This is a genomic window from Stenotrophomonas sp. NY11291 (genome assembly GCF_023277365.1).
Classification (GTDB): domain Bacteria; phylum Pseudomonadota; class Gammaproteobacteria; order Xanthomonadales; family Xanthomonadaceae; genus Stenotrophomonas; species Stenotrophomonas geniculata.
Map to the genome: position 1 here is coordinate 3,467,017 of NZ_CP096975.1, position 26,379 is coordinate 3,493,395.

General features: G+C 67.7%; 29 protein-coding genes. 16 read left to right on the forward strand and 13 right to left on the reverse strand.

Annotation, left to right across the window (positions count from 1 at the left end; genetic code table 11):
* Positions 1-60: 60 nt before the first annotated feature.
* Together M1L61_RS16230 and rnfB are read left to right on the forward strand one after the other, a co-directional pair.
* Positions 61-651, forward strand: a complete 591-nt coding sequence (locus M1L61_RS16230; protein ID WP_010482899.1) for an HAD family hydrolase — start codon at positions 61-63, stop codon at positions 649-651.
* Between the two features lie 25 nt (positions 652-676).
* Positions 677-1,090 (forward strand): Rnf electron transport complex subunit RnfB, encoded by a 414-nt coding sequence (gene rnfB / locus M1L61_RS16235; protein ID WP_010482896.1) that lies wholly within the window; start codon positions 677-679, stop codon positions 1,088-1,090.
* A gap of 51 nt (positions 1,091-1,141) precedes the next feature.
* Here the strand turns inward: rnfB and M1L61_RS16240 are convergent, their stop codons facing one another.
* Entirely contained in the window at positions 1,142-1,489 is a 348-nt protein-coding gene (locus tag M1L61_RS16240; RefSeq protein WP_005410556.1) for a RidA family protein, read from the reverse strand.
* 192 nt (positions 1,490-1,681) lie between these two features.
* On the opposite strand from M1L61_RS16240, the gene mprF reads away from it, so the two are divergent.
* The gene (gene mprF, locus M1L61_RS16245) at positions 1,682-4,246 is read left to right on the forward strand and encodes a bifunctional lysylphosphatidylglycerol flippase/synthetase MprF (RefSeq protein WP_010482893.1); all 2,565 of its coding nucleotides are present in this window, start codon (positions 1,682-1,684) and stop codon (positions 4,244-4,246) included.
* 29 nt (positions 4,247-4,275) lie between these two features.
* On the opposite strand, the gene M1L61_RS16250 is transcribed toward mprF, so the two are convergent.
* From M1L61_RS16250 to M1L61_RS16265, 4 genes are all read right to left on the reverse strand, one after another.
* The gene (locus M1L61_RS16250) at positions 4,276-5,622 is read right to left on the reverse strand and encodes an AcvB/VirJ family lysyl-phosphatidylglycerol hydrolase (RefSeq protein WP_053092032.1); all 1,347 of its coding nucleotides are present in this window, start codon (positions 5,620-5,622) and stop codon (positions 4,276-4,278) included.
* A 78-nt stretch (positions 5,623-5,700) separates the two neighbouring features.
* Entirely contained in the window at positions 5,701-6,318 is a 618-nt protein-coding gene (locus tag M1L61_RS16255) for a DUF998 domain-containing protein (RefSeq protein WP_010482890.1), read from the reverse strand.
* Positions 6,315-6,488 carry an oxidoreductase-like domain-containing protein gene (locus M1L61_RS16260; RefSeq protein WP_049411906.1) on the reverse strand — a complete coding sequence of 58 codons (174 nt, stop codon included), beginning with the start codon at positions 6,486-6,488 and terminating at the stop codon, positions 6,315-6,317. Before M1L61_RS16260 ends, M1L61_RS16255 begins: the two co-directional genes overlap by 4 nt.
* Before the next feature lie 50 nt (positions 6,489-6,538).
* Positions 6,539-7,141 carry a hypothetical protein gene (locus M1L61_RS16265; RefSeq protein ID WP_019337000.1) on the reverse strand — a complete coding sequence of 201 codons (603 nt, stop codon included), beginning with the start codon at positions 7,139-7,141 and terminating at the stop codon, positions 6,539-6,541.
* Positions 7,142-7,369: 228 nt separating this feature from the next.
* On the opposite strand from M1L61_RS16265, the gene M1L61_RS16270 reads away from it, so the two are divergent.
* On the forward strand, positions 7,370-8,524 hold the full coding sequence (locus tag M1L61_RS16270) for a tetratricopeptide repeat protein (RefSeq protein ID WP_049434158.1): 1,155 nt from the start codon (positions 7,370-7,372) through the stop codon (positions 8,522-8,524).
* A gap of 6 nt (positions 8,525-8,530) precedes the next feature.
* On the opposite strand, the gene M1L61_RS16275 is transcribed toward M1L61_RS16270, so the two are convergent.
* The gene (locus M1L61_RS16275) at positions 8,531-8,866 is read right to left on the reverse strand and encodes a zinc ribbon domain-containing protein YjdM (RefSeq protein ID WP_019337002.1); all 336 of its coding nucleotides are present in this window, start codon (positions 8,864-8,866) and stop codon (positions 8,531-8,533) included.
* Between the two features lie 181 nt (positions 8,867-9,047).
* On the opposite strand from M1L61_RS16275, the gene M1L61_RS16280 reads away from it, so the two are divergent.
* The 3 genes from M1L61_RS16280 (at position 9,048) to M1L61_RS16290 (ending at position 11,126) form a co-directional block, all read left to right on the forward strand.
* Complete coding sequence (locus tag M1L61_RS16280) at positions 9,048-10,409, forward strand: Hsp70 family protein (protein WP_057504191.1); 1,362 nt, start codon at positions 9,048-9,050, stop codon at positions 10,407-10,409.
* 229 nt (positions 10,410-10,638) lie between these two features.
* Complete coding sequence (locus M1L61_RS16285) at positions 10,639-10,932, forward strand: YkgJ family cysteine cluster protein (RefSeq protein WP_053462562.1); 294 nt, start codon at positions 10,639-10,641, stop codon at positions 10,930-10,932.
* A gap of 11 nt (positions 10,933-10,943) precedes the next feature.
* The gene (locus M1L61_RS16290) at positions 10,944-11,126 is read left to right on the forward strand and encodes a hypothetical protein (RefSeq protein WP_005410566.1); all 183 of its coding nucleotides are present in this window, start codon (positions 10,944-10,946) and stop codon (positions 11,124-11,126) included.
* A 49-nt stretch (positions 11,127-11,175) separates the two neighbouring features.
* On the opposite strand, the gene M1L61_RS16295 is transcribed toward M1L61_RS16290, so the two are convergent.
* Genes M1L61_RS16295 through M1L61_RS16305 form a run of 3 tightly spaced genes read right to left on the reverse strand, consistent with a single transcriptional unit; the run spans position 11,176 to position 13,176 of the window.
* On the reverse strand, positions 11,176-12,057 hold the full coding sequence (locus M1L61_RS16295; RefSeq protein WP_126560523.1) for a DUF4097 family beta strand repeat-containing protein: 882 nt from the start codon (positions 12,055-12,057) through the stop codon (positions 11,176-11,178).
* Between the two features lie 10 nt (positions 12,058-12,067).
* Positions 12,068-12,601 carry a hypothetical protein gene (locus M1L61_RS16300; RefSeq protein ID WP_248853781.1) on the reverse strand — a complete coding sequence of 178 codons (534 nt, stop codon included), beginning with the start codon at positions 12,599-12,601 and terminating at the stop codon, positions 12,068-12,070.
* The gene (locus M1L61_RS16305; RefSeq protein ID WP_019337006.1) at positions 12,598-13,176 is read right to left on the reverse strand and encodes a sigma-70 family RNA polymerase sigma factor; all 579 of its coding nucleotides are present in this window, start codon (positions 13,174-13,176) and stop codon (positions 12,598-12,600) included. Before M1L61_RS16305 ends, M1L61_RS16300 begins: the two co-directional genes overlap by 4 nt.
* A 126-nt stretch (positions 13,177-13,302) precedes the next feature.
* Between M1L61_RS16305 and M1L61_RS16310 the strand changes: the two genes are divergently transcribed.
* Together M1L61_RS16310 and M1L61_RS16315 are read left to right on the forward strand one after the other, a co-directional pair.
* Positions 13,303-13,482: a hypothetical protein gene (locus tag M1L61_RS16310; RefSeq protein ID WP_049411841.1), complete on the forward strand. Its 180-nt coding sequence runs from the start codon at positions 13,303-13,305 to the stop codon at positions 13,480-13,482.
* 34 nt (positions 13,483-13,516) lie between these two features.
* Positions 13,517-14,110, forward strand: a complete 594-nt coding sequence (locus M1L61_RS16315; RefSeq protein WP_010482867.1) for a mechanosensitive ion channel family protein — start codon at positions 13,517-13,519, stop codon at positions 14,108-14,110.
* A 518-nt stretch (positions 14,111-14,628) separates the two neighbouring features.
* Here the strand turns inward: M1L61_RS16315 and M1L61_RS16320 are convergent.
* Positions 14,629-14,895 carry a DksA/TraR family C4-type zinc finger protein gene (locus tag M1L61_RS16320; protein ID WP_010482865.1) on the reverse strand — a complete coding sequence of 89 codons (267 nt, stop codon included), beginning with the start codon at positions 14,893-14,895 and terminating at the stop codon, positions 14,629-14,631.
* A gap of 170 nt (positions 14,896-15,065) precedes the next feature.
* Positions 15,066-15,623: a DUF2058 domain-containing protein gene (locus M1L61_RS16325; RefSeq protein ID WP_019338831.1), complete on the reverse strand. Its 558-nt coding sequence runs from the start codon at positions 15,621-15,623 to the stop codon at positions 15,066-15,068.
* A gap of 62 nt (positions 15,624-15,685) precedes the next feature.
* On the opposite strand from M1L61_RS16325, the gene M1L61_RS16330 reads away from it, so the two are divergent.
* The 3 genes from M1L61_RS16330 to M1L61_RS16340 all read left to right on the forward strand — a co-directional run bounded on the left by M1L61_RS16330 (position 15,686) and on the right by M1L61_RS16340 (position 18,628).
* Positions 15,686-16,186: a M48 family metallopeptidase gene (locus tag M1L61_RS16330; protein ID WP_248853782.1), complete on the forward strand. Its 501-nt coding sequence runs from the start codon at positions 15,686-15,688 to the stop codon at positions 16,184-16,186.
* 47 nt (positions 16,187-16,233) lie between these two features.
* On the forward strand, positions 16,234-16,932 hold the full coding sequence (locus tag M1L61_RS16335; RefSeq protein ID WP_019338833.1) for an RNA pseudouridine synthase: 699 nt from the start codon (positions 16,234-16,236) through the stop codon (positions 16,930-16,932).
* Positions 16,933-17,035: 103 nt separating this feature from the next.
* Positions 17,036-18,628 carry a phospholipase D family protein gene (locus M1L61_RS16340; protein ID WP_248853783.1) on the forward strand — a complete coding sequence of 531 codons (1,593 nt, stop codon included), beginning with the start codon at positions 17,036-17,038 and terminating at the stop codon, positions 18,626-18,628.
* Between the two features lie 3 nt (positions 18,629-18,631).
* Here the strand turns inward: M1L61_RS16340 and M1L61_RS16345 are convergent, their stop codons facing one another.
* Positions 18,632-19,708 carry an HDOD domain-containing protein gene (locus tag M1L61_RS16345; protein WP_010482855.1) on the reverse strand — a complete coding sequence of 359 codons (1,077 nt, stop codon included), beginning with the start codon at positions 19,706-19,708 and terminating at the stop codon, positions 18,632-18,634.
* Between the two features lie 278 nt (positions 19,709-19,986).
* On the opposite strand from M1L61_RS16345, the gene M1L61_RS16350 reads away from it, so the two are divergent.
* Positions 19,987-21,084 (forward strand): Glu/Leu/Phe/Val dehydrogenase dimerization domain-containing protein, encoded by a 1,098-nt coding sequence (locus tag M1L61_RS16350; protein ID WP_010482852.1) that lies wholly within the window; start codon positions 19,987-19,989, stop codon positions 21,082-21,084.
* Positions 21,085-21,127: 43 nt separating this feature from the next.
* Here the strand turns inward: M1L61_RS16350 and M1L61_RS16355 are convergent, their stop codons facing one another.
* Complete coding sequence (locus tag M1L61_RS16355) at positions 21,128-23,968, reverse strand: autotransporter serine protease (protein WP_248853784.1); 2,841 nt, start codon at positions 23,966-23,968, stop codon at positions 21,128-21,130.
* A 183-nt stretch (positions 23,969-24,151) separates the two neighbouring features.
* Between M1L61_RS16355 and M1L61_RS16360 the strand changes: the two genes are divergently transcribed.
* From M1L61_RS16360 to M1L61_RS16370, 3 genes are all read left to right on the forward strand, one after another.
* The gene (locus M1L61_RS16360) at positions 24,152-25,327 is read left to right on the forward strand and encodes a thiolase family protein (RefSeq protein WP_191863842.1); all 1,176 of its coding nucleotides are present in this window, start codon (positions 24,152-24,154) and stop codon (positions 25,325-25,327) included.
* 124 nt (positions 25,328-25,451) lie between these two features.
* Positions 25,452-25,793 (forward strand): hypothetical protein, encoded by a 342-nt coding sequence (locus M1L61_RS16365; RefSeq protein ID WP_004153024.1) that lies wholly within the window; start codon positions 25,452-25,454, stop codon positions 25,791-25,793.
* A 158-nt stretch (positions 25,794-25,951) separates the two neighbouring features.
* Complete coding sequence (locus tag M1L61_RS16370) at positions 25,952-26,362, forward strand: hypothetical protein (protein ID WP_006461120.1); 411 nt, start codon at positions 25,952-25,954, stop codon at positions 26,360-26,362.
* Positions 26,363-26,379: the final 17 nt, after the last annotated feature.

Sequence of the window (26,379 nt, forward strand, 5' to 3'; positions counted from 1 at the left end):
GGTTGCGGCCACGCCCGCCGGCAGCACCGGCCACAGGGCAACGCGATGGGAGGCAACGGAATGGAACTGGCGCTGTTCGACTTCGACCACACCGTGACCACCTGCGATACCTACGGCCGTTTCCTGCGCCGCGTGGCCACCGCCGAACAGCTGGCACAGGCGTGGTGGAAGATTGGTCCATGGCTGGCCGCGTACAAGCTGAAACTGATCTCGGCCGAGCGCATCCGCGCGCGCGTCACCCGTTTGACCTTCAGCGACCGCCACAGCGATGACATCGCCACGCTGGCCGCCGGCTTCTCGCGTGAGTTCCTGCCCGACGTGGTGCGCCCGGAAATGCTGGAGCAGATCCGCTGGCACAAGGAACAGCAGCACACCGTGGTGATCGTGTCCGGCTCGCTGGACCTGTACCTGCGGCCATGGTGCGAACAGCTGGGCCTGCAGTTGATCTGCAACCGGCTGGAGAGCCAGGACGGCCGCCTCACAGGCCGTTATGCCGGTGGCGACTGTGGCCCGCGCAAGGTTGAGCACATCCGTCGCCAGTTCGACCTTTCGCGCTACGTGCGCATCCATGCCTACGGGGACAGTTCCGAAGACAAGCCGATGCTGGCCCTGGCCCACGAGCGCTGGTTCCGTGGCAAACCCCTGAAATGACCCCAACGCGCAGCCTTCGCCACGCATGAGCCTGATCCCGCCCCTGACCGAACGCCTCGACCGCCTGCTGCCGCAGACCCAATGCGGGCAATGCGGCTACGACGGTTGCCGCCCGTATGCGCAGGCGATGGCTCGCGGCGAGGCAGGCGTGGACCGCTGCCCGCCGGGCGGAGATACCGGCGCGCGCGCACTGGCGCAGGTACTCGGAGTACCTGCCATTCCCTTCGATCGATCGCGCGGCGAGCACAAGGCGCCGCAGGTGGCGCTGATCGTGGAAGCCGACTGCATCGGCTGCACCAAGTGCATCCAGGCCTGCCCGGTGGACGCCATCGTCGGCGGCGCCAAGTACATGCACACGGTAATCGCCGATCTGTGCACCGGCTGCGAGCTGTGCATCCCGCCATGCCCGGTGGACTGCATCGAGCTGGTGCCGCTGTAACGGGGTCAGATCCGCTTTCCTGAGCGAAAAGGATCTGACCCCATTCAATCGTTACGGTACTGCCGCCGTCACCACGATCTCGACCTTCCAGTCAGCGTGGGCCAGCTTGGCCTCGACCGTGGCACGTGCCGGGGTCGCGCCTTCAACCACCCACTCGTCCCACGCCTTGTTCATGCCGTCGAAGTCGGCCATGTCGGCCAGGAACACTTCGGCGCGCAGCACGTGCTGGCGGTCACTGGCGACCAGCGCCAGCAGCTTGTCGATCTCCGCCAGCACCTGCCGGGTCTGGCCGGTGATGTCCTGGCTGGTGTCTTCCGGAATCTGGCCGGAGAGGTAGGCGACCTTGTTGTATACGGTCATTTCGGACATGCGCGGTCCGACGTCGTAACGCTCCATCATGGGCGTGGCTCCTGCGGTTGATCAGGCCTGCATTGTCCTCCAAACCGGTCGACGGTGGGTGCACGGGTACCCTCCGCGACACGTCACTACCGGGCTCCGACGGTCCCACTGGTCAAATGACGATGACAGGCGCACGATGCGCCACGCCCGCGTTGACACCGCCCTCGCCCCTCCTGCCGCACCCTTGCGCCGATGACCGCCTCCGTCGATTCCACCACTGCCCCTTCCACGCCAACCTGGAAGCGGGTTGCCACCATCGTCATCCCGCTGCTGATCCTCGCCCTGGCCCTGCACGGCCTGGCCAATGAGTTCGACGAGCACGGCTATCGTGCGATCCGCCAGGCGTTCCGGCAGCTCAGCGGCACGCAGATCGCGCTCACCGTGATACTCGGCCTGGCCAGTTACGCCTGCCTGATCGGCTTCGATGCCATCGGCCTGCGTCGCAGCGGCATCCGCGTGCACCCCGCGCGCGTCGGCATCACCGCGTTCCTTGCGCACACGCTGGGCCAGACCGTGGGCTTTGCCGCGTTGACCGGTGGCGCGGTGCGCCTGCGCGGCTACCGCAGCGCCGGCCTGGACCTGGCGCAGATTGGCCAGGTGGTGCTGATGAGCACGCTCGGTTTCGTATTCGGTGCATGGCTGTTGATCAGCGTGGCCCTGTGCATGGAACCGGCGGCGGCAGCGTTGGCATTGCCCTTGAATCCCGATGCCGTGCGCATCGTCGGCATCGTTGCCCTGCTCGCCTATCTCGGCACCGTGCTGCTGGTCGGCCGCGATGGACGGCAGTTCAGTGTGCTCGGTCACGCCTTGTGGCTGCCCGATCGCCGCACCATGATCGGTGTCACCGTACTCAGCGTCATCGAGCTGGTGCTGGCCAGTGCCGCGTTCTACGTGCTGCTGCCGGACTCCACGCCGACCGGCCTGCCGGGCTTCGTCGGCCTCTACCTGGTGGCAGTGCTGGCCGGCCTGGTCTCCACCGTGCCCGCAGGCCTGGGTGTGTTCGAGTGGAGCCTGCTGAAGCTGTTGCCGCAGGTGGCACCGGCAGCGGTGCTGGCGGCAGCGCTGATCTACCGCGTCACCTACTACGTGCTGCCGCTGGTGCTGGCCACCCTGCTCGCCCTTGCGCCCGCCCTGCGTCAGCCGCTGCAGGCCAGCGCCGGGGCAACCCGTGCTGGCTGGAACGCGCTGCGCCCATGGCTGCCGCAGATCATCGCACTGGCGGTGTTCAGCATCGGCGCCGCGCTGGTCATCGACGGCACGCTGCCGACGCCACGCCGTCACCTGGTGAACGCCTCGCTGCCGATCCTGGAAACCTCGCACCTGATCGGCAGCCTCAGCGGCGTCGCCCTGCTGCTGATCGGCCAGGGCCTGGCCCGGCGCAGCCACGCCGCGTGGATGCTGGCAATGGCGGTGTGCGTGATCACCCCGTTGCCACTGTGGCTGCGGGGTGGCCAACTGTTGATCGCTGTCTCGGCGGTGCTGGTGGCGATGGCCTTGTGGGCTGCACGCCGCGAGTTCTACCGCCAAGGTGCGCTGCTGGACGAAGCCTGGTCGTGGCCGTGGCTGCGCAATCTCGGCCTGGTGCTGGTCGCGGTCACCTGGCTGCTGTTCTTCACCTACAGCCATGTCGAGTACCAGAACGAGCTGTGGTGGCAGTTCGCGGTGTCGGGCAACGCACCGCGCGCGCTGCGTGCATTGCTGGTGGTAGCCATCGCGCTGGTGATGTTCGGCCTGGCGCGGCTGCTGCACAGCACCCGCAGCCCGCTGCCGGCCGCCGACGAAGCCACGCTGCAATCACTGGCGCCGGTATTGGCCGGCGCCACCGATACCCAGGCCTGCCTGGTACTGACCGCCGACAAGGCGGTGCTGCGCGATGATGCGAAACAGGGCTTCGTGATGATGCAGCGCTACGGCGGTTCGCTGATCGCGATGGGCGACCCGGTCGGCCCGCCTGACGTGGCGCGCGCGCTGATCTGGCGCTTCCGCGAGGAGGCCGACCGGCTGGGCCTGCGCCCGGTGTTCTACCAGGTCGGCGAGACCTACTGGCAGACCTACCTCGACCTGGGCCTGGGCCTGGTCAAGCTGGGCGAGGAAGCGATGGTGCCGCTGCATGATTTCGGGCTGGAAGGTCGCGAACGCGCTGATCTGCGCCAGGCCTGGAACCGGGGCAGGCGCAGCGGCCTGTCCTTCCGCGTGGCACCGGTGGAGGAAATTCCCAGCCTGCTGCCGCGCCTGCACGCAATTTCCAATGCATGGCTGGAAGACAAGGCCGGCGATGAGAAGGGCTTCTCGCTGGGCAGCTACGACCCCGATTACCTGGTGCGCTTCCCGGTAGCGCTGGTCGAGGCCGAAGGCCAGATCGTGGCGTTCGCCAACCTGTGGCAGGCACCGGCCGGCGCCGAGCTGTCGGTCGACCTGATGCGCCACGTCAACGAAGCACCGAAGGGCACGATGGACTTCCTCTTCATCGAACTGTTCCTGTGGGGCCGCGCGCAGGGTTATGCGCGTTTCTCGCTGGGCATGGCGCCGTTGTCCGGTCTGGCCCAGCATCGGCTGGCCGGTCGCTGGAACCGCCTGGCCGGCCTGCTGGCGCGGCATGGCGAACGCTTCTATGGCTTCAGTGGCCTGCGCCGCTTCAAGTCGAAGTTCGATCCGCAGTGGCGGCCACGCTATCTCGCGGCGCCCGGCGGCATGCATCTGCCGGCCGCGCTGCTGGATGCCACGCGCCTGATCTCGCTGGATCCGCGGCGGAACTGAAGCCGCGATGCGTCGGGCATGGCTTGACGCTACGCCCCGCCCTTGAGGATCACTTCAGCCAAGCGATCGTAGTCACCCCCGAAATGGTGATCGCCCGGCAGCTTCACCTTCCTCACGCCGTCATTGGCCGGCAGGTCCGGGCACAGTGCGTCCTCATCCTTGTCGCCGTACACGCACAACGTTTTTTCCGCCGGCAGCCTGGCCACTTCCGGCGCGATCGGCAGGCCGTCGCCGCCACCGCCCAGCCAGTTGCTGACATGGAATTCGAAGTCGGCCTTCCTGCCCACCGACAGCAGCACGATGCGCTCCAGCGCCTCGCGGGTACCGGCGTCGAGCTGGTTGATCGTGGCCGGCAGCACGTCGGCGCCCTGCGAGAAACCGATCAGCATCACCTTGTCGCGGTGCCACTGCTGGCGGTAGTGGTCGATGATCTTCTGCAGGTCGCCCGCAAAGCCCTTCGGTGTGCGCTCGCTCCAGAAGTAACGCAGCGAATCGATGCCGACCACCGCCACGCCATGCTCGTTGAGTGACGACGCCACGTTCTTGTCCAGGCCAGCCCAGCCACCGTCGCCGGAGACGAACACCGCCAGCGTATCGCCGTTGCCGGTCGCCGGCATTTCCACCACCGGCAGGCCCTTCAGTGCAGCAGGCGGGGGGGCCAGGCTGACGCCGGCCTGCGCGCCGATCACCCGTGCCGCAGCCACCAGGCCCGGTGACGCATCACCGCGCGCAGTGCGCTTGAACTCGCGCGCCATGGCGACCTGCTGCACGAACTGGTTGGCCTGGCCCACCTTGCAGCCGTGATCACCTGCCGCGCTCAACCACGGAAAATTCAGTTCGGCAGGCTGCAGCCTGTTGTGCTTCACACCATCGCCGCAGACCATGCGCTGGTGGTTGTGGTCCGGGCAGAAGCCGGTGGTGAGTACACCGGCGAACACCTGGGTATCGGCCTGCGCCGCGAGCGAATAGGCCATCTCGGCACCTTCGCCATCACCGCCGACCAGCGGCAGGTGGTAGCCGGGCAGATGCAGCGAGGCCTGCAGCCAGCGTGAGAAATTCTCGACGTCACCGGAACCGAACGAACAGGTCGGGTCCCCCTCGCGCTTGAGCACACCGCGCAGGTGCGCAATGTCCACTGCCGCGACCAGCGCGCCATCGGCACGCAGGGCCTCGATCGGCAGGCGGCTGGTGTCACCGCCGGCCGTGGGTTCGTGGAACCAGATCACCACCCGTTGCGGCGTGCCGGCCGGCATGTGCACCGGAATCTGCTCGAACCGCCCATGGCTGAACTGCTGCGGGGTCACGGCCGCCGTCGCCGGCAGCGCGGCCAGCGCCAGTACCACACCCATTGCCCTGCCCAGCCCTGCACGCTTCATATCGCATCCCCGATGGAATGCGCACACGATACGCCGCCGCCGCGTGCACGGCACGTACCGGCGCAGGCCGTTGGGGATTCAGTGGGCCGCGGCCTGGCGGCTGCGACGGTACAGGGCCATCGCCAGATACAGCAGCCAGCCAACGATCACCGCGATCACCACTTTCTGTCCCAGCCCACGCGGTGGTCCACCACGCCACAGCACATGCAGCCACAGCAGCACGAAGGCCAGCCATGCCCAGCCCCAGAGCAGGCCCGCGGCGGACTGCCAACCCGGTTCGCGGCGCAGGTACCAGGCCTGCAGCAGCATGCCGACGCTGGCACACAGGAACGCCGTGTTGGCTGCCAGTCCATGGATGAACGGTGCCAGCAACGGCGTCGCTTCAGGCAGCCAGCTGTCGCCGATCGCCACCGTCGCCAGGCCCAGCGCGGAAACCGTGAACAGCAAGGGGGCGGCCGCACTGCGCCGCGGGCCGATGCTGCCGCGATACAGCGCAATGCCAAGTGCGGCAATGGCCAGCGCCAGCAGGCAGTAGGCAGCACGCAATGCAAGCCCCCACGGCCCGTGCAGGTACAGGCTCAAGGTCGCCCGCACCCAGTCCAGATCACTGCGCGCGACCTGGGTCCACAGCGCGGTGGCCACGAACAGCAGCAGCGCCACCAGTGCCAGCACCGCCGCCGGGCGCGCACGGCTCATGGTGCGGCCTCGGGATGTCGCGCCTTCCACTCGGCCAGTGCCTTGCGGTAGCGCTGCAGCTCATCGGAATACAGGTCCAGCACGCACAGCGGGCAGCCACTGCCGCAGCATTCGTTGGGACCGGGCTCTTCCGGTGGCAGCGGGCGGGGATCGGGATCAGGAACGGACACGGTCGGAAACAACAATCATTGGAAACAGGCCACCAGTGTAACGGGCCAGCTCAACCACCCAGTTGGCGACGCAGGTTGTCACGCGCGGCCGCGTCCAGGCGCTGATGGAAGAACTCACTGAGGAAAATCCGCGGTGCGCGCAGCAGGCCCTGCAGGAATCGGCGGCGGCCGGCACGGTACAGGAAGCCGGGCACCACGCCCTTGTATTCTTCGGCCACGCCACGGTCATAGGCGGCGAACACCGGCTCCGGTGCAGCCAGGATCGCCATGTCGCAGTCCAGGAACAGCGCCGCCTCGGCATCCACATCCTCCGGACCCAGCGCGCCATGGCGGGCGGTCAGCAGGATCAACTGCTCCACGCGAGCAGCGTCGACACCGGCAAGCGCCGGCGCCTGTGCGATCGCCTGCAGGGCCAGCTGCGCCGAACGCGCCTCGTTGTCCTTGCGCCCCGCCTGGTAGATCGCGTCGTGATAGAGCACGGCCAGATAGATCTCGGCCGGCTGCTTCCAGCCGGGGCCATCGGCCACCTCCTGGCAGTGCTGCAGCACCGCGCGCACATGGCCGAAGTGGTGGTAGGCGCGTGGCGGCGTGGCATAGCTGTCCTGCAGCGCCTGCCACTGCGCCGGGGCAAGCGTCAGCGGTGAGAAGTCCATGCCCGGATCATCCCGCCTGTGCCGGCGCCGGGCAAGCTGGCGGTTTTTTCACCACGCACTCACAACGCTTGCCAGGCGAGGCCCGGAGCCAGTTGTCCACAGCTTTGTCGCGCGCTGGTCCACATCGGTTGTGGATGAACGCGGCGCCGACCAACGGTCGCTGCAGCTGGACATCCATGGGAATACACTCGCCACAGGCGGGAGCGCCCGCCGCTGCCGGGAACCGTCATGTACCGTTCTGCCGCCCATTGCCTCACCCTTTCGCTGCTGGCCTTCTGTGCTCCTGCCTTCGGCGCAGGCCAGGCACCGCCCGCCGATGTGGTGACGACCCCGACCATCACCGTGTCGGCCGCACGCGTGCCGACCCCGGAAGAAGTGTTCGCCATTCCCGCGGACCTGCGTGCGATGCTCCAGAAGCAGGTGATCCAGCGCAGCTACTCCCGCGACCAGCGCCTGCAGGCGCTCGTGGAGATGATCTTCGACCAGCACGGGCTGGACCTGCAGTACGACGCCAATGCGACCTACACCGTCAGCGATATCTGGCAGCACCGCCGCGCCAACTGCCTGGCCTTCACCCTGCTGTTCGTAACGCTTGCGCGGGAGGCGGGCATCCAGGCCCGCGTGCAGGAAGTGGGGCAGGTGGTGTCCTGGTACCAGGACCAGGACGCGGGCGTGGTCTACAGCGTTGGTCACGTCAACGCCGGCGTCGATGTCGGCGGCCGCTTCGGTACCGTCGACCTGGATCGCAATGTGCTCTATGACCGCCGCGGGCCGGTTCCCGTCAGCCGTGCGCGGGCATTGGCGCATTTCTACAACAACCGGGGTGCGGAGCGCCTCGCCGACGGGGACTTCGGCGGCGCCCGTGCATTCTTCGACGCGTCCCTGGCTCAGGACAGCGGATTCGCTCCGGTGTGGAACAACCTCGGCGTGCTCGACCACCGCGAAGGCAACAACGAGGCGGCGCGGCAGGCGCTGGATCGATCGCTGCAGCTGGACGGCCGCCAGGATGCCGCACTGACCAATGCCTCCGCGCTGTTCCGCAGCCTGGGCTTGACCGCGCAGGCGCAGTCACTTGAGCGCCGGTTGAAGTCGGTGCAGCGCGAAGACCCGTTCGCGCAGTACATGTTAGGCGCCAAGGCCGAACGGGCCGGCCAGCTGGACCAGGCGATCCGCTATTACCGGCAGGCCGTGCGCCTGTATGACACCGCGCATCAGTTCCACTTCGGGCTGGCGCGGGTCTATTTCCTGGCTGGCCAGCTCAAGCGCGCCGATCGCGAACTGCTGCGTGCACAGGAACTGGGGGGCGCGCCGGAGCAGGCGCGCTACCAGGCCAAGCTGGACAGCCTGGCCCGCTGGCGCGCGCAGCAGCAGGCCAGGCGCTGAAGGCGGTCAGGCCTTCTTGAGGAAGCAGGTCTTCAGGACCAGGCCCTTGATCTTGTCCGAGTTGCCTTCGATGTGCTCGGCATCATCCTCGACCAGGCGGATGTTGCGGATCACGGTGCCCTGCTTGAGCGGGATCGAGGAGCCCTTGACCTTCAGGTCCTTGATCACAGTGACGGTGTCGCCGGCCTGCAGGGTATTGCCGTTGCTGTCACGCACGACCAGGGCGGACCCGGCGCTTTCCTCGGCGGTCCATTCGAAACCGCAGTCGGCGCAGATCCACAGCGCACCATCGGCGTAGGTGTTTTCCAGGGTGCACTGCGGGCAGGCGGGGGCAGAAGACATCAGCAAGTACCTCAAAGTGAATCAACAGCCGCCATTGTAACCGGCTGGCTTCCCCGGCCCTTTTCCGGGCAGGCTCCGGCTGCCCACTGGACCCGGACCAGAACAGCACGCCCGCTGGAACTTGCAGTCGGCGGCGAACTGCAGCAGAGTGCGCGGCCCCTGATCGCCCCCGGAACTCCCCATGCGCCTCGGCATCGACTTCGGTACCAGCAACTCCGCCGCCGCCATCGTGCATGAGGGAAAACTGCTGCCGATCCGCTTCGGCGATGCCGAGCAGTTCCGCACCAGCGTGTATTTCCCCGGCGTGGTGCCCGACCCGGACGACTTCCAGCTCGATGACGGCCAGGAACACCAGCTGCAGCAGATGATCGACAGCGCCGCGCGCGCAGCCCGTGCCGCCGGCCAGGAACGCACGCCACAGGCACTGCGCCGCGAAGCCCTGCGCGCACTGCGCCGGGAATGGATGGAGGCCCGCGCCGGCAAGGAACGCAGCGCCAGCGACCTGCTGCAGAACGCGGTCTACGGCGATGACGCGCTGGAAGCCTATTTCGAGGAACACGAAGGCAACCTGGTGCAGAGCCCGAAGTCGATGCTGGGCTACAACCTGCACCCGCGCGCGAAGCAGACCATCACCGGCATCGCCGCACACATCCTCGAGCACATCCGCCTGACCGCCAGCGCCCAGCTCGGCCAGCCGCTGCGTGCCGCCCTGCTCGGCCGCCCGGTGCAGTTCCGCAGCTCGATCGGTGCGGCCGGCAACGACCAGGCGCTGGACATCCTGCGCGAGGCCGCCACCCAGGCCGGCTTCGACCAGATCGATTTCCTCGAGGAACCGGCCGCGGCGGCCATGCATTACCACGCCGAAAGCCGCGAGCGGCACCAGGCGGTGATCGTCGACATCGGTGGCGGTACCACCGACATCGCGCATGCCGAAGTCGGCGGCGACGACGCCCCGCGCATCCACCGCGCCTGGGGTATCGCCCGCGGCGGTACCGACATCGACCTGGCGCTGAGCCTGTCCAGCTACATGCCGCTGTTCGGCCGCGGCATCACCCGCGTGCCCGCCCACCACTACGTGGAAGCGGCCACCGTGCAGGACATGACCCGCCAGCGCGAGTTCCGCCTGCACAAGTACGACCATGTGGACGCACCGTGGGGCGACCGCCTGCAGGCGCTGCAGGACACCGGCAACACCGCGCGGCTGTACCGCGATGTCGAGCGCGCCAAGATCGCCCTCAGCGCCGCCAGCGAGCACCGCAGCACGCTGGACTACATCGCCCGCGACCTGCATGCCGACAGCAGCGCCGATGGCCTGGCCGCCGCCGCCCATGGCTACCTGGAGCAGATCCGGGAACTGCTGGCCCAGGTCCGCAGCGACATCGGGGGCGACCCGGATGCGGTGTTCCTCACCGGCGGCATGTCCCGCGCCGGTTACCTGCGCCAGGCCGTGGCCGAGGCCTTTCCGGGCGCCCGCATGGTCCACGGCGAGCCCTCGCTGGGCGTGGTCCAGGGCCTGGCCTTGGCGGCAGCCAGCCAGGATTAACAAAACGTTACGCGGTCTAAGTTACTCTTGGTCGGCTAGAACTTCGCTGCACCTTCCACCGGCCACGCCGGTGTGTGTCCACGGTGCAGCCTGGCCCGCCCTGCGGGCCTAGCGGCCATGCCTTCCTGGCTCGTTCATGGTCCGCGCAGCACCTGAGCCGCCATCGAGACCCGCTTTGGGCACCCGCCAGGCCCCTGTGGCCTTACAACCTGACGCAGCACCTGCACCCATCGACTGCCGCCGTTGTGACGCGGTCTGTTGCCGGCTGCCCGTGCTGCTGCAGCCCGGCGACCACGTGCCTGGCCAGTTCCTGTCACGCGACACCCACGGCCGTGCCGTGATGGCGCGCAACGAGGAAGGCTGGTGCGCGGCGATCGATCCCTATCACCTGCGCTGCACGATCTATTCGCAGCGCCCGGCGATCTGCCGCCAGTTTTCGATGGGCGGCGATGACTGCCGCCGCGAGCGGCAGGACTACCTGCGCCAGGCCGATGCCTGGGCGCTTTCCTCCCCTTCCACCTGACAGGAGCAACCATGCCCCGCAAGGCAAAGACCCCCGCGAAGGCCAGCAACAGCATCCGCAGCGAACGCAAGGGCGCGGCCGCCAGCACCGTGGTCAGCAGCGATTCGATCGCTTCGGACCTGGCAGCGTTCCGCAAGGCCGGTGGCAAGATCGAAGTCCTCGGCACCACCTGGGCGCTGAAGAAAGCCAGCTGACCCAACACTGACCGCGGCGGCGCTGCCGCCGCGGCCTACCGGATCGCGCTCAGCGGTCAAGGCGTACCCGCACACTGCCCGAATGCGACTGGATGCGGATGTCACCGTCGCCGGCGCCCAGCCGCGTATCGAGGTGGCTGCCCGGCCCATAGCGCGGCCGCTCCACCTGCCCGGCATCGCTGTTGATCGACCCGCTGAAGCTGTTCACCGACAGCTGTGCCGACACCGTGCGCGGCAGGCTCAGCGTGACCGAGGCACTGACCGATTCGACATTGATGCGGCCACCGGGTGCCAATCCGGCTGCTGCCAGATCGATGCTGCCCGAGACGGTCTCCACCGCCAGCCGCTGCACGCGCCCGGCGTCCACCTCGACCCGGCCGGACACCGTCTGCGCACCGATATCACCGGATACCCCGCCGCCGGCCTCGATCCGGCCACTGACCGTGTTCACGTCCAGCTTCGGCGTCTGCAGGCGTGCACTGACGCTGCCACTGACCGTGTTGAGCTTGCTGTCGCCACTGCGGCCAGCTGCGCTCAGGCTGCCGCTGACCGTGTCGGCCTGCAGCCGTCGCACATCGATGCCACTGATGTCCTGGCTGGCGCTGACCGTGCTCAACAGCAGCTCCACCGAGCGCGGCACGTTCAGCACCAGCGTCGCGCCACCATTGTTGCTGCGGCGCGGATATTCGATCTCCCAGCGCACCCGGTTGGCGCTTTTCTCCTGGCGCAACTGCAGGCCGTCGCTGAGCGTGCCGGTGAGCTGCACGTCATTGCGGTCCCAGCCGCGCACGGTCACCTTGCCGGCCACGTTGCTCAGCTCGATGCGACCGCCCGCGGCCAGGGTGTGGCGCTCGTCGATGCGGGTGTCGGCCAGTGCTACGGCAGGGGCCAGCAGCAGCGCGACACAGCAGGAAATCAGGGTTCGGGTCATGGGGGTCTCCTCAGGTCGTCAAGCCGGACTCGGCGGCATAGGCCGCCTGCCGGGTCAGTTCCAGCCGCAGCGCATAGGTGCGCTTGAGCTGGCCAAGCAGGTGCGGCGCACGCGGGTCCTGCGCCAGGGCGGCACGGATCTGCGCCGCGCTTTCATCCAGTTCGTGCAGGGCCGGCTGCCATTCCGGCGCCCGTCCATCGGGCAGCGAAGCAACGGCCTGCTGGTACTGCTCGGTCATCGCCGCCGCCTGCAGCTGCAGTGCTGAAGGTACCGGCACCTCTGGCTGCGCATGGCGCCACAGCGCCACGGCGTAGACCGCCAGGCTGGCCGCCAACACCGCACCCACCGGCAACCACCAACGCCGACGCGAACGGTTCGGCAGGGCCACCACGTTGTCGCCCGGCGCAGGCGCCGCCTGCGGCTCACGCGGCGGCAGCTGGGCCGAAAGGCGTGTCCAGCCATCGGTGGGTACGTCGCGCTCGCTTGGCAGCGCGCGCAGCCGTGCCAGTAGATCGTGGTCGCAATCGTGGTCGTGTGTATTCATGTCATGTCTCCCAGCCGTGCGCGCAACAGGCCGCGCGCACGATGCAACTGTGCCTTGGAACTGCCGACGGCCATCTGCAGCTGTTCGGCGATTTCCTGGTGTTTCCAGCCTTCGATGTCGTGCAGTACCAGTACCGCACGTGCCCGTGGCGGCAGTGTCGACAGCGCCCGTTCGAGGTCGCGTTCGGTGCCGGCACAGCGGTCGTGTACCGCCAGTTCCTGCAACCCTCCGTCCACTTCGTCGAGGCTGTCATGGTCCTGCCCGGCAGCACGCCCGCGCAGTTCCATCAGCGCGGCGTTGACGCCCAGCCGGTGCAGCCAGGTCGACAGGCTGCTCTCGAAACGGAAGCCCGGCAGCGCCTTCCATGCCTGCAGGAACGCTTCCTGCAGCGCGTCCTCGGCGCGTGCCTGCTGGCCGCCACACAGCCGCCACAGCACAGCGAATACCCGGGGCGCGTGGCGCCGATACAGCAGTTCATAGGCCGCGGTGTCGCCGGCGGCGGCCGCCCGCACCAGGGCGGGTTCGTCGACGGCGTCGTTGGCGGCAGGCAGCGCGGGCATGGTGGTGTCGAGCATATCGCTTGGATGCGGCAACCCGGAAAAAGGTTTAGAGCTCATCCACGATCGATGCCATGCAACCTTTTTGATGGCTGCTGCATCCATGGAAGGTCCTTCGCAAAATTGCCGTCCAGGAGTCCTGCCATGTCCAGCCCATCCTGCGCCGCCCTGTTGGTGATCACCACCTGCGTCCTGCTGCAGGCGCTGGGCCTGTCACTGCAGCTGCGCCCCGACAACGGCCGCGCCTGCCTGCAGCAGCACCGCCAGGAGCTGGTGTGCCTGGCCTGGACCCCGGCGGTCGAATCCCCCGCACGCGCCGGGTAACATCGGGGGCCGTTTCCCCCTCCGTAGTCGCCCCATGATGTTGTCGCTGAAGGATCACCTGCCCGCCTGGACCCACCCGTGGCTGAACTACGCCGGCGTCGCCGTGCAGATCGTACTGGTGCTGCTGGTTGCGTGGCTCCTGCGCGTGCTCGCCCGTCGCCTGATCCGCCGCTTCGCCGAGCACTACACGCTGCCGCCCGAAATGGTGATGGGTGCACGCCGGATCACCAGTTTCGTGGTCTATTTCAGTGCCCTGCTTTACATCCTCAGCCTGCTCGGCGCGAAGCCGTCGGTGCTGTGGACCGCGTTTACCGGCTTCGCCGCCGTGGGCGCGGTGGCCTTCTTCGCGGCGTGGAGCGTGCTGTCCAACATCTTCTGCACGCTGTTGATCTTCACCACCCGCCCGTTCCGCCTGCACGACTACATCGAGGTGCTGGAGAACGGCGAGAAGCCGGGCCTGAAGGGCCGGGTGATCGACGTGAACCTGATCTACACCACGCTGCAGGAGACCGGCGACGGCCACGAAGGCACGGTGCTGCAGCTGCCGAACAACCTGTTCTTCCAGCGCACGGTCCGCCGCTGGCGCGACCCGGCACAGGCCCCCGGTGGCATCCAGGGCGACGGCTGAGGGTGGGGTTTTCGGCAGGGCTGCGCCCTGCACCTGCTCGGAGCAACGGCAACGGCAAAAGCATGCTATCCGTGGGATGGCGGGGTGGGTCCGGTTGAGGGGGACGCTGCAAGTACGTCCATGTAAGCTCGGTCGCCGCATCCATGCAGCTCACGCCCCCTCAACCGGACCCACCCCGCCTTCGACAGATTTCCGCGAGCTGTCGGAACGGCGTTCTGCTTTGGTGGGTGCCGACCGTTGGTCGGCACGAATGAATTCATTCGATATCTGACAGATGTGCCGACTAACGGTCGGCACCCGCCAACAGCGCACGGAATCTGTCAGAGGCGGGGCGGTGTGGGTGGGCAGGACCGTTGGCGCCATGGATGGCGCCATCGAGCCCCCATGGATGGGTTTACGGCGTGTCCTGACCACCCACACCGCCCCGCCATCCCACGGAATGCCCGCTTTTGACGTTGCTCTGGCTCTAGCTCTGGCTTCGGCAGGTGCAGGGCGCAGCCCTGCAATAAAAACCCCCTTTACCTCAGCTGGCTGTCCTTGCTGCCACGCCGGTTGTAGCCGGCATGCGCCTGTTCTTCGTCGTCATGCGCCTGCTGGCACGCCACGCACAGCCGGACACCGGGCACGGCCTGGCGCCGCGCCAACGGGATCGGCGCGTCGCATTCCTCACAGTGCTCCAGACCCGGGCCCTCGCGCAGCTGGCGCCGCGCGCGGGCGATCGCATCGTCGACGGTGGCGTCGATCTGGTCCTGGACCGCGCCGTCTCCCGCCCAACCGGTAGCCATGGCCATCCTCCGCAGGTGTGTCGCCTGATATGGAGACGATACACCCCGGCAAAAAGGCACGCCTTAATGTAGAGCCGAGCCACGCTCGGCTGCTCTTCAGGAAGACGAACAGAGCGCGGATGGGTTCGATCAAGCCGATTGCGACTTAATCCCCTCCGTCCCCTTCTTGTTTACCAGACCAGGTCGTCCGGCACCTGGAACTGCGCGTAGTAGGCGTCGTCCTCGGCGTTGCCGGTGGAGATCTCGGCGGTCGAGCCCGGCTGGCCATGGTCGACAATGATCGCCTCCGGGGCGCGCTCACGCACCTTCTCGGCAGCAGCACGTGGCAGCAGGGCGTAGCCCTCGCCATTGGCGACAATGACCAGCACGCCGACCGACAGCGCCTTGCGCAGCTTGGGGTCGATCAGCAGAGTGCGGATCGCCGCGCCATCGCTGAAGCGGTACTCGTCGTCGCCCTTGTGGGGCACGGCATGGGCCGTGATGATCTGTTTCGCCTGCGCCTTCTGTTCAGCCTGACGGGCCTGGGCATTGCGCTCGGCGGCCAGTGCGCGGTCGCGCTCGACCTTCTCGGCGCGGGCCCGTTCAGCCTCGCGCTGGACGTCGGCCGAGGTCGATTCGGCCTTGCCCTGCCGGGCCTTGGCCTGCGCGCTCGCGGCAGCGCTGGCCTGCGACTTCTTGGCCAGGCCGGCCTTGAGCAATTGTTCCTGCAGCGCGTTGGGCTTTGCCATGGTCGATGCGTACCGCGTGTAATCTTGGATGCTCCATTCTACCGACGCCCCGCCGCCCCTGCATGGCAGTCCTGAAGTACCTCAACGGCTATCCCGAACCCCTGGTCGCCCAGGTCAGCGACCTGCTGGCACAGGGCAGACTCGGCCCCTGGCTGCAGCAGCGCTACCCCGACCCGCACGAAGTGCGCAGCGACCGCCAGCTGTACGACTACACCCAGGACCTGAAGGACCGCTACCTGCGCAAGTCGGTGCCGCTCAACAAGGTCTGCTACGACAACACGCTGGAAGTGATCAAGCACGCGCTGGGCACCCATACCGCCATCTCCCGCGTGCATGGCGGCCGCCTCAAGGCCAGCCGTGAGATCCGCATCGCCACCGTGTTCCGCCAGGCACCGGCCGCGTTCCTGCGCATGATCGTGGTGCATGAGCTGGCCCACCTGAGGGAAGCCGACCACAACAAGGCCTTCTACCAGCTGTGCCAGCACATGGAGCCGGATTACCTGCAGCTGGAGTTCGATACCCGCCTGTACCTGACCGAGCTGGCCAACCGCGGCCAGCGCTGACCGGCCGCAGCAGCTACACTGCGCGCCCCCTGCCTGACCTTTCCGCCATGGAACCGATCCGTCTCGACAAACGCCTGTCCGCCCTGCTCGGCATCCCGCGCGGCGAAGCGCGACGCTACATCGAAGGCGGCTGGGTCACGGTCAACGGCGACGTGGTAGAACAGCCGCAGCGTCCGGTCGATGACAGCGCGGTGATCGTCGTGGCCGAGCAGGCCAGCGATGAAAAGGCCGAGCGGGTCAGCATGCTGCTGCACAAACCGGCTGGCGTTGCCGCCGAAACCCTGTGCGCGCTGGTCAGCAGTGACAGCCGCAGCGAACTCGACGCCAGCGACATCCGTCCGCTGCAGCGCCACTTCCACGGACTGCAGCTGGCCGCCTCGCTTCCGGCCAGCGACAGCGGCCTGGTGGTGGTCAGCCAGGATCCGGCCACGCTGGCCCATCTGCAGCGCAATCTGGGCCGCACCGAACAGGAATACCTGATTGAAGTGGCCGAAGGCGGGCCCGAGCGCGGCCCGTGGCTGATGGCGCGGCTGCAGCAGGAATCGGGCGGCGCCAAGGTCAGCTGGCAGAGCGAGCAGCGCCTGCGCTTCGCGGGCAAGGGCCTGACGGCCAAGGGCCTGCGCGTGGCGGTCACCGCTGCCGGCCTGCAGGTGACGGCCGTGCGCCGGCTGCGCATTGGCCGCGTGGCACTGGGACCGCTGCCCGCGCGGCAGTGGCGTTACCTGGGCAGCGACGAGCGGTTCTGACCGCGAAGTTCCAGTCATCCGCGCATGGCGTGACATTGCCTGAAGAAGGCATCCACGCATGGCGTGGATCTACTGCAATGAATCTGTTGGCTTTCATCCACGCATGGCGTGGCTCTACCATCGGGGCATGAGCCTGCCCAAGCCCCTGTGGCGACGCCTGCTGCGCGTCGCTGCAATCATCCTCGCCGCGCTGTTGCTGCTGGTCCTGTCCGGGCTGCTGCTGGCCGACCATCTCACGCCACGGGCGCAGGGCGCACCCTCGCATGTGCTGCCACTGCAGCCGGCGCAGACCCGCATCGACCAGGAAATCGTGCCGCTGCAGGACGCACACCCCGGACAGTCCGGCGTGGCGTTCCTCAGTGATGGCATGGATGCCTTCGCCGCACGCGCGATGATCACCACGCACGCGGGCCGCAGCCTGGACCTGCAGTACTACATCTGGCACGACGACCTGATCGGCCACCTGATGGCCAAGGCGCTGTACGACGCCGCCGAGCGCGGTGTGCGCGTGCGCATCCTGCTTGACGACATGAACGCCCAGGACAAGGACGCGCTGATGATGGCGCTGGACCGGCACCCGAACATTGAAATCCGCCTCTACAACCCGTTCCGAAACCGCAGCGGCATCGCGCGCACGCTGGAACTGGTGCAGCGCGCTTTCAGCGTGAACCACCGCATGCACAACAAGAGTTGGATTGCCGACGGCCGAGTCGCGATCGTCGGTGGCCGCAACATCGGCGAGGAGTACTTCAGCGCACGCACCGATGTGAATTTCCAGGACCTGGATCTGCTGGTTGCCGGCCCCGCCGTGGAGCAGGCCAACCGCATCTTCGACGACTACTGGAACAGTGAAGCGGCCATACCGGTATCGGCGCTTGCCTTCCATACCGATGCACAGCTACGCCTGCTGGTCCGCGAATCGGATCACGAAGCGCAGCGCGACGTGGCCCGGCCCTACCTTGCGCGCGTGGCCGAATCGCGCAAACGGCAGCGCCCAAGCCCTGGGCCGCTACATTGGAGCGGTGCAGTGCGCATCGTGTCGGACCCGCCGATGAAGCACCGCAAGGACGATCGCGCTGCCTGGCTGGTGTCGACCCTGATCAGTGAGCTGCAGGCCGCCCGGCACAAGGTCCTGTTGATCTCGCCCTACTTCGTACCCGGCAACGAAGGCCTGGATGGCTTTTCGGCCATGGCCGGGCGGGGCGTGCAGGTCGGCGTGGTCACCAACTCACTGGCCGCCAATGACGTTGCCGCCGTGCACGGTGGCTACATGGGCTACCGCGTGCCATTGCTCGAAGCTGGCGTCCACGTGTACGAACTGAAAGCGCAGGGGCAGTCCGCCGATGCCGGCGTGTTCGGCAGCAGCGGCGCGAGCCTGCATACCAAGGCGTTCCTGGTCGACGACCGCCGCGGTTTCGTCGGTTCGTTCAACCTCGACCCGCGCTCGGCCTATCTGAACACTGAAATGGGCGTGCTGTTCGACGATCCGGTACTGGGCGCACAGCTGCGGGACGAGTACCTGCGCCTGGCCGATCCCAGGCACAGCTGGTGGCTGGCGCTGGACGACCGTCACCGGTTGCGCTGGCTGGAGCGTGAACCACCACCACACTGGGTGGAGGCCGAGCCAGGGGCAACGGCGCGCAAGCGCTGGTTGTCGCGGGTGATCAGCTGGCTGCCGGTGGAATCGCAGCTGTAACGCTCAGGGCGCCGGACCCGCCTCTTCCTGTCCAGCGTCATCGCGTGTTTCCACGCTGCGCCCGTGCAGGCGCCGCCAGATCCAGCGCAGGGCATGCGGCGGCGCCGAAGGCAACTGTTCGAGCAGGGCCAGCATGCGGCTCTGGCTGGCATGTCCATGCCGGCACAGCAGGCTGGCCGCTGCGGCCGCACTGGCCAGGCGCAGGCTGTCAGCCAGCGGGCCATCCGCCTCGGGCGCCAGTGCCTGGTGCACCGGCTCGGGCAGCTCCCAGGCCGCAGCCACGCGTTGCGCCAACGGCAGCGACCACTGCTGGAGCAGCTGCAGCGCCAGCGCCGGCTCCACCGTCTCATCGCGTGCCTGCGCTTCCTGCAGCAGCTGGCGCATCACCAGTGCGGCCCCCAGCCCCTGTACCAGGCCCAGCCACTGGGCGGCGAAGGCATCGCCGAAGGTGACCGTGCGCGCGTGGTCAGCGGCTGCGCGCGAAGCCAGCAGCGCGTGCTCCCAGATGATCGTGCTGAACTGCGGAAACACCTCGCACTGCACCTGCATCACCGGCTGTACCAGCACCGCGCTGATGATCTGCCGCACGCCTTCGGTTCCGACCAGCGTCACCGCCCGCTGCAGGCTTTCCACTGGGCGCTCGTGCACCTTGTAGGCCGGGCTGTTGGCGATGCGCAGCAGGTTGCCGGTCAGCACCGGGTCCTGGCCGATGATCGCCGCCATCACCCGCGCCGATGCCGCATCGTCGTTGACCGTCTGGATCAGCTGCGGCAGCAGCTGCGGGCGGCGCGGCAACTGACGGGCCGCCCAGTCCCGGTCCTGCAGCGCGCGCGCCACCGCCTCGCCCAGTCCCGCGGCCTGCACCGGCGTGGATCCACCGGCCAGGCGCGGGTACAGGGCCAGCGCATGCAGGCCGCGCTGCAGATGTGCAGCGATCTCGGCCGAAGGCAGCGCCTCACCCTGCAGGCTGGCCGCAGCCGCCGCCACCGCCTGCCGCGACACCGCCGCCAACCGGGACGGCGCGGCCCCGGTCGAGCGCGCCAGCCAGCCGCGCAGCGATCGCCACCAGGCCGGCGTCATCGCCGCCCGCCCTGTCGTTGTGGTGCCCTTGCCGTCACTGACCGCCCTGCCTCTTCACGCGAATCCGGCCACCCGCCGTCGTCGCAGCATCGGCCGCACTTTCATCTTCTTTAACCGGAAGGTCGCCGATGTCGACGGCACCGGCCGGGGGAATGGACTAGAATGGCGCCGCGCGACCCGTCCCCCTGCACCGACGACGTCGCTTTTTTTGTTTTGGGACCCTACCGTTCACTGGCCGTTCGCTGCAGTTCGCCGCTGATCGCGCCATCGGAGACGCCATGCTATTCGAAACCCTCGCCACCACCGGCCACGAACAGGTGGTGTTCTGCCACAACCACGACGCCGGCCTGAAGGCGATCATCGCCATCCACAACACCACCCTCGGCCCGGCCTTGGGCGGCGTGCGCATGCGCCCCTACGCCAGCACCGACGAGGCGCTGGCCGATGCGCTACGGCTGAGCCGGACGATGACCTACAAGAATGCACTGGCCGGCCTCAACGTAGGTGGCGGCAAGGCGGTGATCATCGGCGACCCCAAAGTGGACAAGACCGAGGTGCTGTTCCGTGCCTTCGGCCGTTATGTCGATTCCCTGGGCGGGCGCTACATCACTGCCGAGGACGTCGGCACCGACGTCAACGACATGGAGAACATCTACCTGGAAAGCCAGTTCGTGACCGGCGTGCACCAGGTCCATGGTGGCTCCGGCGATCCCGCTCCGTTCACCGCCTACGGTGCGCTGCAGGCACTGATGGCGTCGATGCGCTTCAAGTTCGGCCATGAGGAAGTGGGCAAGACCAGCATCGCTGTGCAGGGCCTGGGCCACATCGGCATGGAACTGGTGAAGCTGCTGCGCGACCGCGGCGCCAAGCTCTACGTCACCGACCTGGACAGCGCGCTGGTTGATCGCGCGGTCAGCGATTTCGGTGCCGAAGCAGTCAAGCCGGATGAGATCCATGAAGTGAACGCCGACGTGTTCGCACCGTGCGCGCTGGAAGGCGCGATCAACGCCGACACCCTGCCGCGGATCAAGGCGAAGATCATCTGCGGCACCGCCAACAACCAACTGTCGAGCCTGGAGATCGGCGACGAGCTGCATGCGCGCGGCATCCTGTATGCACCGGACTATGCGGTCAATGCCGGCGGCGTGATGAACGTGTCGCTGGAGATCGACGGTTACAACCGCGAACGCGCGATGCGCCTGATCCGCAGCATCTACCACAACCTCACCCGCATCTTCGAACTGTCGCAGCGCGAGAACATCGCGCCGCAGCGTGCCGCCGACCGCATCGCCGAGAGCCGCATCCTGTCGATCGGCAAGCTAAAGATGCCGCTGGGCCGCAGCACCCCGCGCCTGGGCAACCTGCGCGGCGGCTGAGCCAGCCGACGTCGCGCCGGGCATGACCGGCGCGACCTGTCCTTCAGAAGCCGGTGCTGTAGCGCAAGGCTGCCTGCCGCGCACCTTCGCCACCGACGCGCTGGTCGAAGCCCAGGCTCAGGCGGCCAGTGCGGCCCCACCACGATTCCAGCGCCACGCCGATCAGCGCACTGCCGCGCGGCGCGTTCCAGCCCGCCAGCGGTGCCCAGGCATCCACGCCGACGAAACTGGCCTGCCAGTCCGCATCCGCACCATCAAGCCGTTGCTGCCATTCGGCATGCCCACGCAGCGTCCAACGCCCCCAGCCACGCTCGCCGCGGATACCGGCCAGCATCTGGCTGCGCTGCACGCGATTGGCATCACCCCGCAGGCCGAAACCGAAGCCGCCGAGCTCATTGAAGGCGTCGGTATCCACGCGCGTGGTGCTGGCGCCGACGTAGGGCGTCAATGATGCGCCTGCACGCCCCAGCCGGTACCCGCCCTCCACGCTGGCACTGCTGAAACGGCCGCCATACCGCGCAGAGACGCCATAGGCGCCCGCACCGAGCAGCAGCTGACGATCCAGTGCGCGGGTGAACTGGCCGCTGCCGACCTGGGCCAGCGCGTAGCCACGCCCCAGATTCCAGCCCGCGTACAGCTGCGCCTGCGCCTGGCGATCACGCCCACGATCGCCGCCGAAACTGCTTCCACCATTACTTCGGGTCTCGCCAAACGCCACGCCCATCAGGCCGTTGCTGCCCAGTGGCAGATCCTGGCCGGCCATCCAGCCCCGGCTGTCGGCGGCGTTGCCGGCGAAGCTGCCCTGCCCCGCCTCACCCAACGCGCTCTGCCAGCTACCGCGCAGGCGCGGTGCGGCCTGTACACGATCGAAGCGCTCGGCGATCGCACGCCGCGACATGTCGATGCTGTCGAAGGTCGCCGCTTCGGCACGGGCGTGCGCTTGACCGGACAGGCTCTGCAGGCTGGCGGCCAGGCCCTGCGGGCCACCGCCGGTCCACTGCAGGGCGCCGGCCGCTGCACCAAAGGCCGATCCCTGCAGCCCTGCGTTTTTGTCGAGTGCTGCGAATGCACCTTCCAGGCGCTGTGCTGCCGCCTGGGCGGACGCCCCCAGGCCGCCGGCCGCTGCGGTGACGCTGACCTGGGTCAGGTTCAACCAGGCGTTGTTGCTGTCGTAGCCGTAACTGCTCTGCAGCAACGTCAGCCCCTGCAGGCCACTGGAGGTAGCCGGCGTACTGAAGGTGCCACTGAGTCCGCCTGCCGCGTGGATCAGGTCCTGGCGGCTGCCGTTCTGCGGCACGTAGCCGGAAACGAAGCCATGCACGCGCACGCCACCGTCGATCGCGGCATTGCCGGTGACCTGCAGCGCATTGGCGCCCAGTGCGATCATCAGCTGTGCACCGGCCTGCTGGGTGTAGTTGCCCTCGATCGTGCCGGTGGTGTTGCCGGTGGTGAGGAACACGCTGCTGCCGTTGACCACATTGCCGATCACGCGGGGCGTGCCGCCATTGAACTGCAGGCCGGTCGAATCCGGATCGGACTGGCCGAGAATGGTCACATTGGAACGGACCACACCACCGTTCTGCAGCGACAGGATGCCGCGTTCGATGCGGGTGGCGCCGGTGTAACTGTTGTTGCCGGCCAGCACCAGGGTGCCCCCGCCCTGCTTGACCAGGCCGCCGCTGCCGACGATATCGTTGCGCCACGCCGAGCCGGTCGAAGCAAGATCCACGTTGGCGACCACATCCCCCCAGTCGAAACGGCCCGGACCGTTGATCGCACGGCCGATGTCGAGCAGGCCGTAGCCGAACACCGGATCCACGCCCGGCACGCCGATGTCCTTGGCGGTGCCCAGCAGGGTCTGCCGCACCAGATCGTTGCTGAAGTACGGGAAGCGCTCCCAGACCAGCGCCGCCGCGCCGGAAATCAAGGGCGCCGCAAATGACGTGCCGTAGTTCCAGTAGTAGCTGCCACCATTGGCATCGGGATAGACCGCGCTGCCTGGCGCCGCAAGGCAGTACCGGGCTGCCTGGCCGCAGGCGTTGGCATAGCTGGCCAGCGTACCGGGCGCATACGGATCCACGGCGGTGGCCACCAGCCAGCCGCGCTCCAGATCGGCGGCCGGCAGCGTGCCGGCCACGCCCTGCTGGCTGGGCAGCGCGGCCAGGCTGCTCGGTTCGCTGCGGCCATCATTGCCCGCGGCAAACACCACCAGCCCGCCGTGGTTGATCACGAAGGGACGATATTCGGCGGCCACCTGCGCGGTGGTCGGCAGGTCGGTCCAGTACAGGCCGCCCCACGAGTTGTTCATCACCTTCACGTTGTAGCTGATCAGGTCCTGGTGGACCTGGGCCACACCCAGCGGTCCGCTGAATGCATTGCCGCGTCCGCTGCCGTCGTCAGTCGGCGGTTTGTCGGCAATGATCCGTGCCGACACGATCTGCGCCTTTGGCGCGATGCCGCCCGGCCAGGAGCCCGTTGCCGCGCCGGCGGCGAGGCTGGCCACGGCGGTGCCGTGGCCGACCACATCATCGACACCCAGATTGTTTCTGGCCGGATCGATGTAGTTGAGGTTGGCCAGCACCCGGCCATTCAATGCCACCGCATTGCGCTGCACGCCGGAGTCGACGATGCCGATGCGCACGTTCTGACCGGTCAGGCCGGCAGCCTGTGCGGCGCGCGCATTGGTGACTGACAGATGCGCGTCGAAAGCCGGCTCCTGTGGTTTGACCGGGGGCGGCGGCGTCGGTGGCGGGGTAGTCGGTGGCGGCGGTGGTGGCGGTGTATCGATGCGCACGTTGCCGCCCCCGCCACCTCCACCACAGGCCGTCAGCGCCAGTGCCAGCGCGGTTGCCAGGGCAGATCTCACCGTCGTCGTGCGTTTCATCGATTCCTTCCCATGAACGTTGGCCCGCCCTTGTGCCGGCAGGCATGCGGCGCCGTCCAACGGCGGCCCTCCCCGACCCTCTATACTTGGGCCGACCCCCACGCAGTCTGCCGGGAAACCGGGGCGCTTCCAACGGCCCACGGTCTCCTTTCCGAACATTGCTTACGCATCAACGAGATTGCCATGTCCAACATCGTCATCGCCGCCGCCAAGCGCACCGCCATCGGCTCCTTCCTCGGCCAGTTCAACGGCGTGCCGACCCCGACCCTTGGCGCGGCCGCCATCGCCGCCGCCCTGGAACAGTCGGGCATCCCGGCCAGCGACGTTTCCGAAGTCCTCATGGGCTGCGTGCTGCCGGCCAATCTGGGCCAGGCGCCGGCCCGCCAGGCGGCGATCGCTGCCGGCATCCCGCTGTCAACCGGTGCCACCACGCTGAACAAGGTGTGCGGCTCGGGCATGAAGACCATCATGCTCGGCCATGACCTGATCAAGGCCGGTTCGGCCAGCATCGTGGTCGCCGGCGGCATGGAATCGATGTCCAACGCGCCGCACATGCTGCCCAACTCGCGCACCGGCAACCGCTTCGGCAACTTCCAGGCGGTCGATCACATGGCCCACGATGGCCTGGTCAACGCATACGACGGCAAGGCGATGGGTGAATTCGCCGAATGCGCCGTGGACAAGTACCAGTTCAGCCGCGAAGAGCAGGACGCCTACGCCATCGAATCGGTCAAGCGCGCGCAGGCGGCCCAGGCCAACGGTGCGTTCGCCGATGAAATCGTCGCGGTGAAGGTCGCCACCCGCAAGGGCGAGGTCGAGGTCACCACCGACGAGCAGCCCGGCCGCTCGGACATCGCCAAGATCCCGACCCTGCGTCCGGCCTTCAAGAAGGACGGCAGCGTCACCGCCGCCAGTTCCTCCAGCATCTCCGACGGCGCCGCCGCCGTGGTCCTGCTGACCGAGGAAGACGCAGCTGCACGTGGCATCACCCCGCTGGCCCGCATCGTCGGCCACGCCACCCACTCGCAGGAACCGGAGTGGTTCACCACCGCCCCGATCGGCGCGCTGCACAAGCTGCTGGACAAGACCGGCTGGTCGCTGGACCAGGTCGATCTGTTTGAAATCAACGAAGCCTTTGCCGTGGTGGCGATGGCGCCGATGCGCGAACTGGGCATCCCGCATGACAAGCTCAACGTGAATGGCGGTGCCTGCGCACTGGGCCATCCGATCGGCGCCTCCGGTGCACGCCTGGTGGTGACCTTGGTCAACGCCCTGCGCACGCACGGTGGCAAGCGCGGCATTGCCACCCTGTGCATCGGCGGTGGCGAAGCAACGGCTATCGCCATCGAATTGATTTAAATGGATTTAACGATGATTTCGCAAAAATGAATGCGGGATCGCTTGACACCCAATCTTGGCTTGTCATCATGTTGTCGGCGCGCAGCATGCGCGTTGCCTAATTCTAACGACGAGGATTCACACAATGAGCATCAACAAGCTGCTGGTCGCGATGTCCCTGGCTCTGGCCCTGGCCGCCTGCTCGAAGCAGGAAGCTGCCCAGGACGCCGCTGCTTCGGCCAACGAAGCCGCCACCGAAGCCCAGGCTGCTGCCGACCAGGCCGCCGCTGCTGGCGCCCAGACCGCCGACGCTGCCCAGCAGGCCGCTGACACCGCCGCCACCGCTGCTGACGCTTCGGTTGACGCTGCTGCCCAGGCTGGCGCTGCTGCCACCGACGCCGCTGCCGGCGCCGCTGCTGACGCTGCCAAGGCTGCTGAAGGCACCGCTGAGAAGGCCAAGGACGCTGCTGAAGAAGCCAAGAAGTAATAACTTCTTTCTTCACGCTGTTCTGGAAAAGCCGCTGGTTCGCCAGCGGCTTTTTCTTTTGTCGAAATGCGCGCGACTGAGCCGCTGCATCGCGACCCCGTCTTCACAACGGCATGAATAGGCTGGCGTCCCCATCCATTGCAGTACCGGAGACCGCCATGAAGATTCGTCCGATCACTACCACCCTGCTGGCCGCCTCCCTGCTGCTGGCCCTGGCCGCCTGCAAGGGCCCGGAAGCCGAACAGGCCAAGCAGGACGCACAGCAGGCGGCCGACAGCGCAGGCGCTGCCGCCCGCGACGCCGTCGACAAGGCTGCTGCCGCCACCCGCGAAGCCGCCGACAAGACCGCTGCCGCTTCCGAGCAGGCCGCCGCCGATACCCAGCAGGCGCTGGACAAGGCTGCAGACGCCACCGCGAACGCTGCCGACAAGGCCAAGGACGCCGCAACCGACGCCGCCGCACACGCCAGCGACGCGACCGCCAACGCCGCGCAGAAGGTTGCCGACAAGGCACGTGATGTCGCCAATGACGCCAAGGCCAACGCCGCCAAGGAAGAAGCCAAGCACTGAGGTGTATCGGCAGCCGA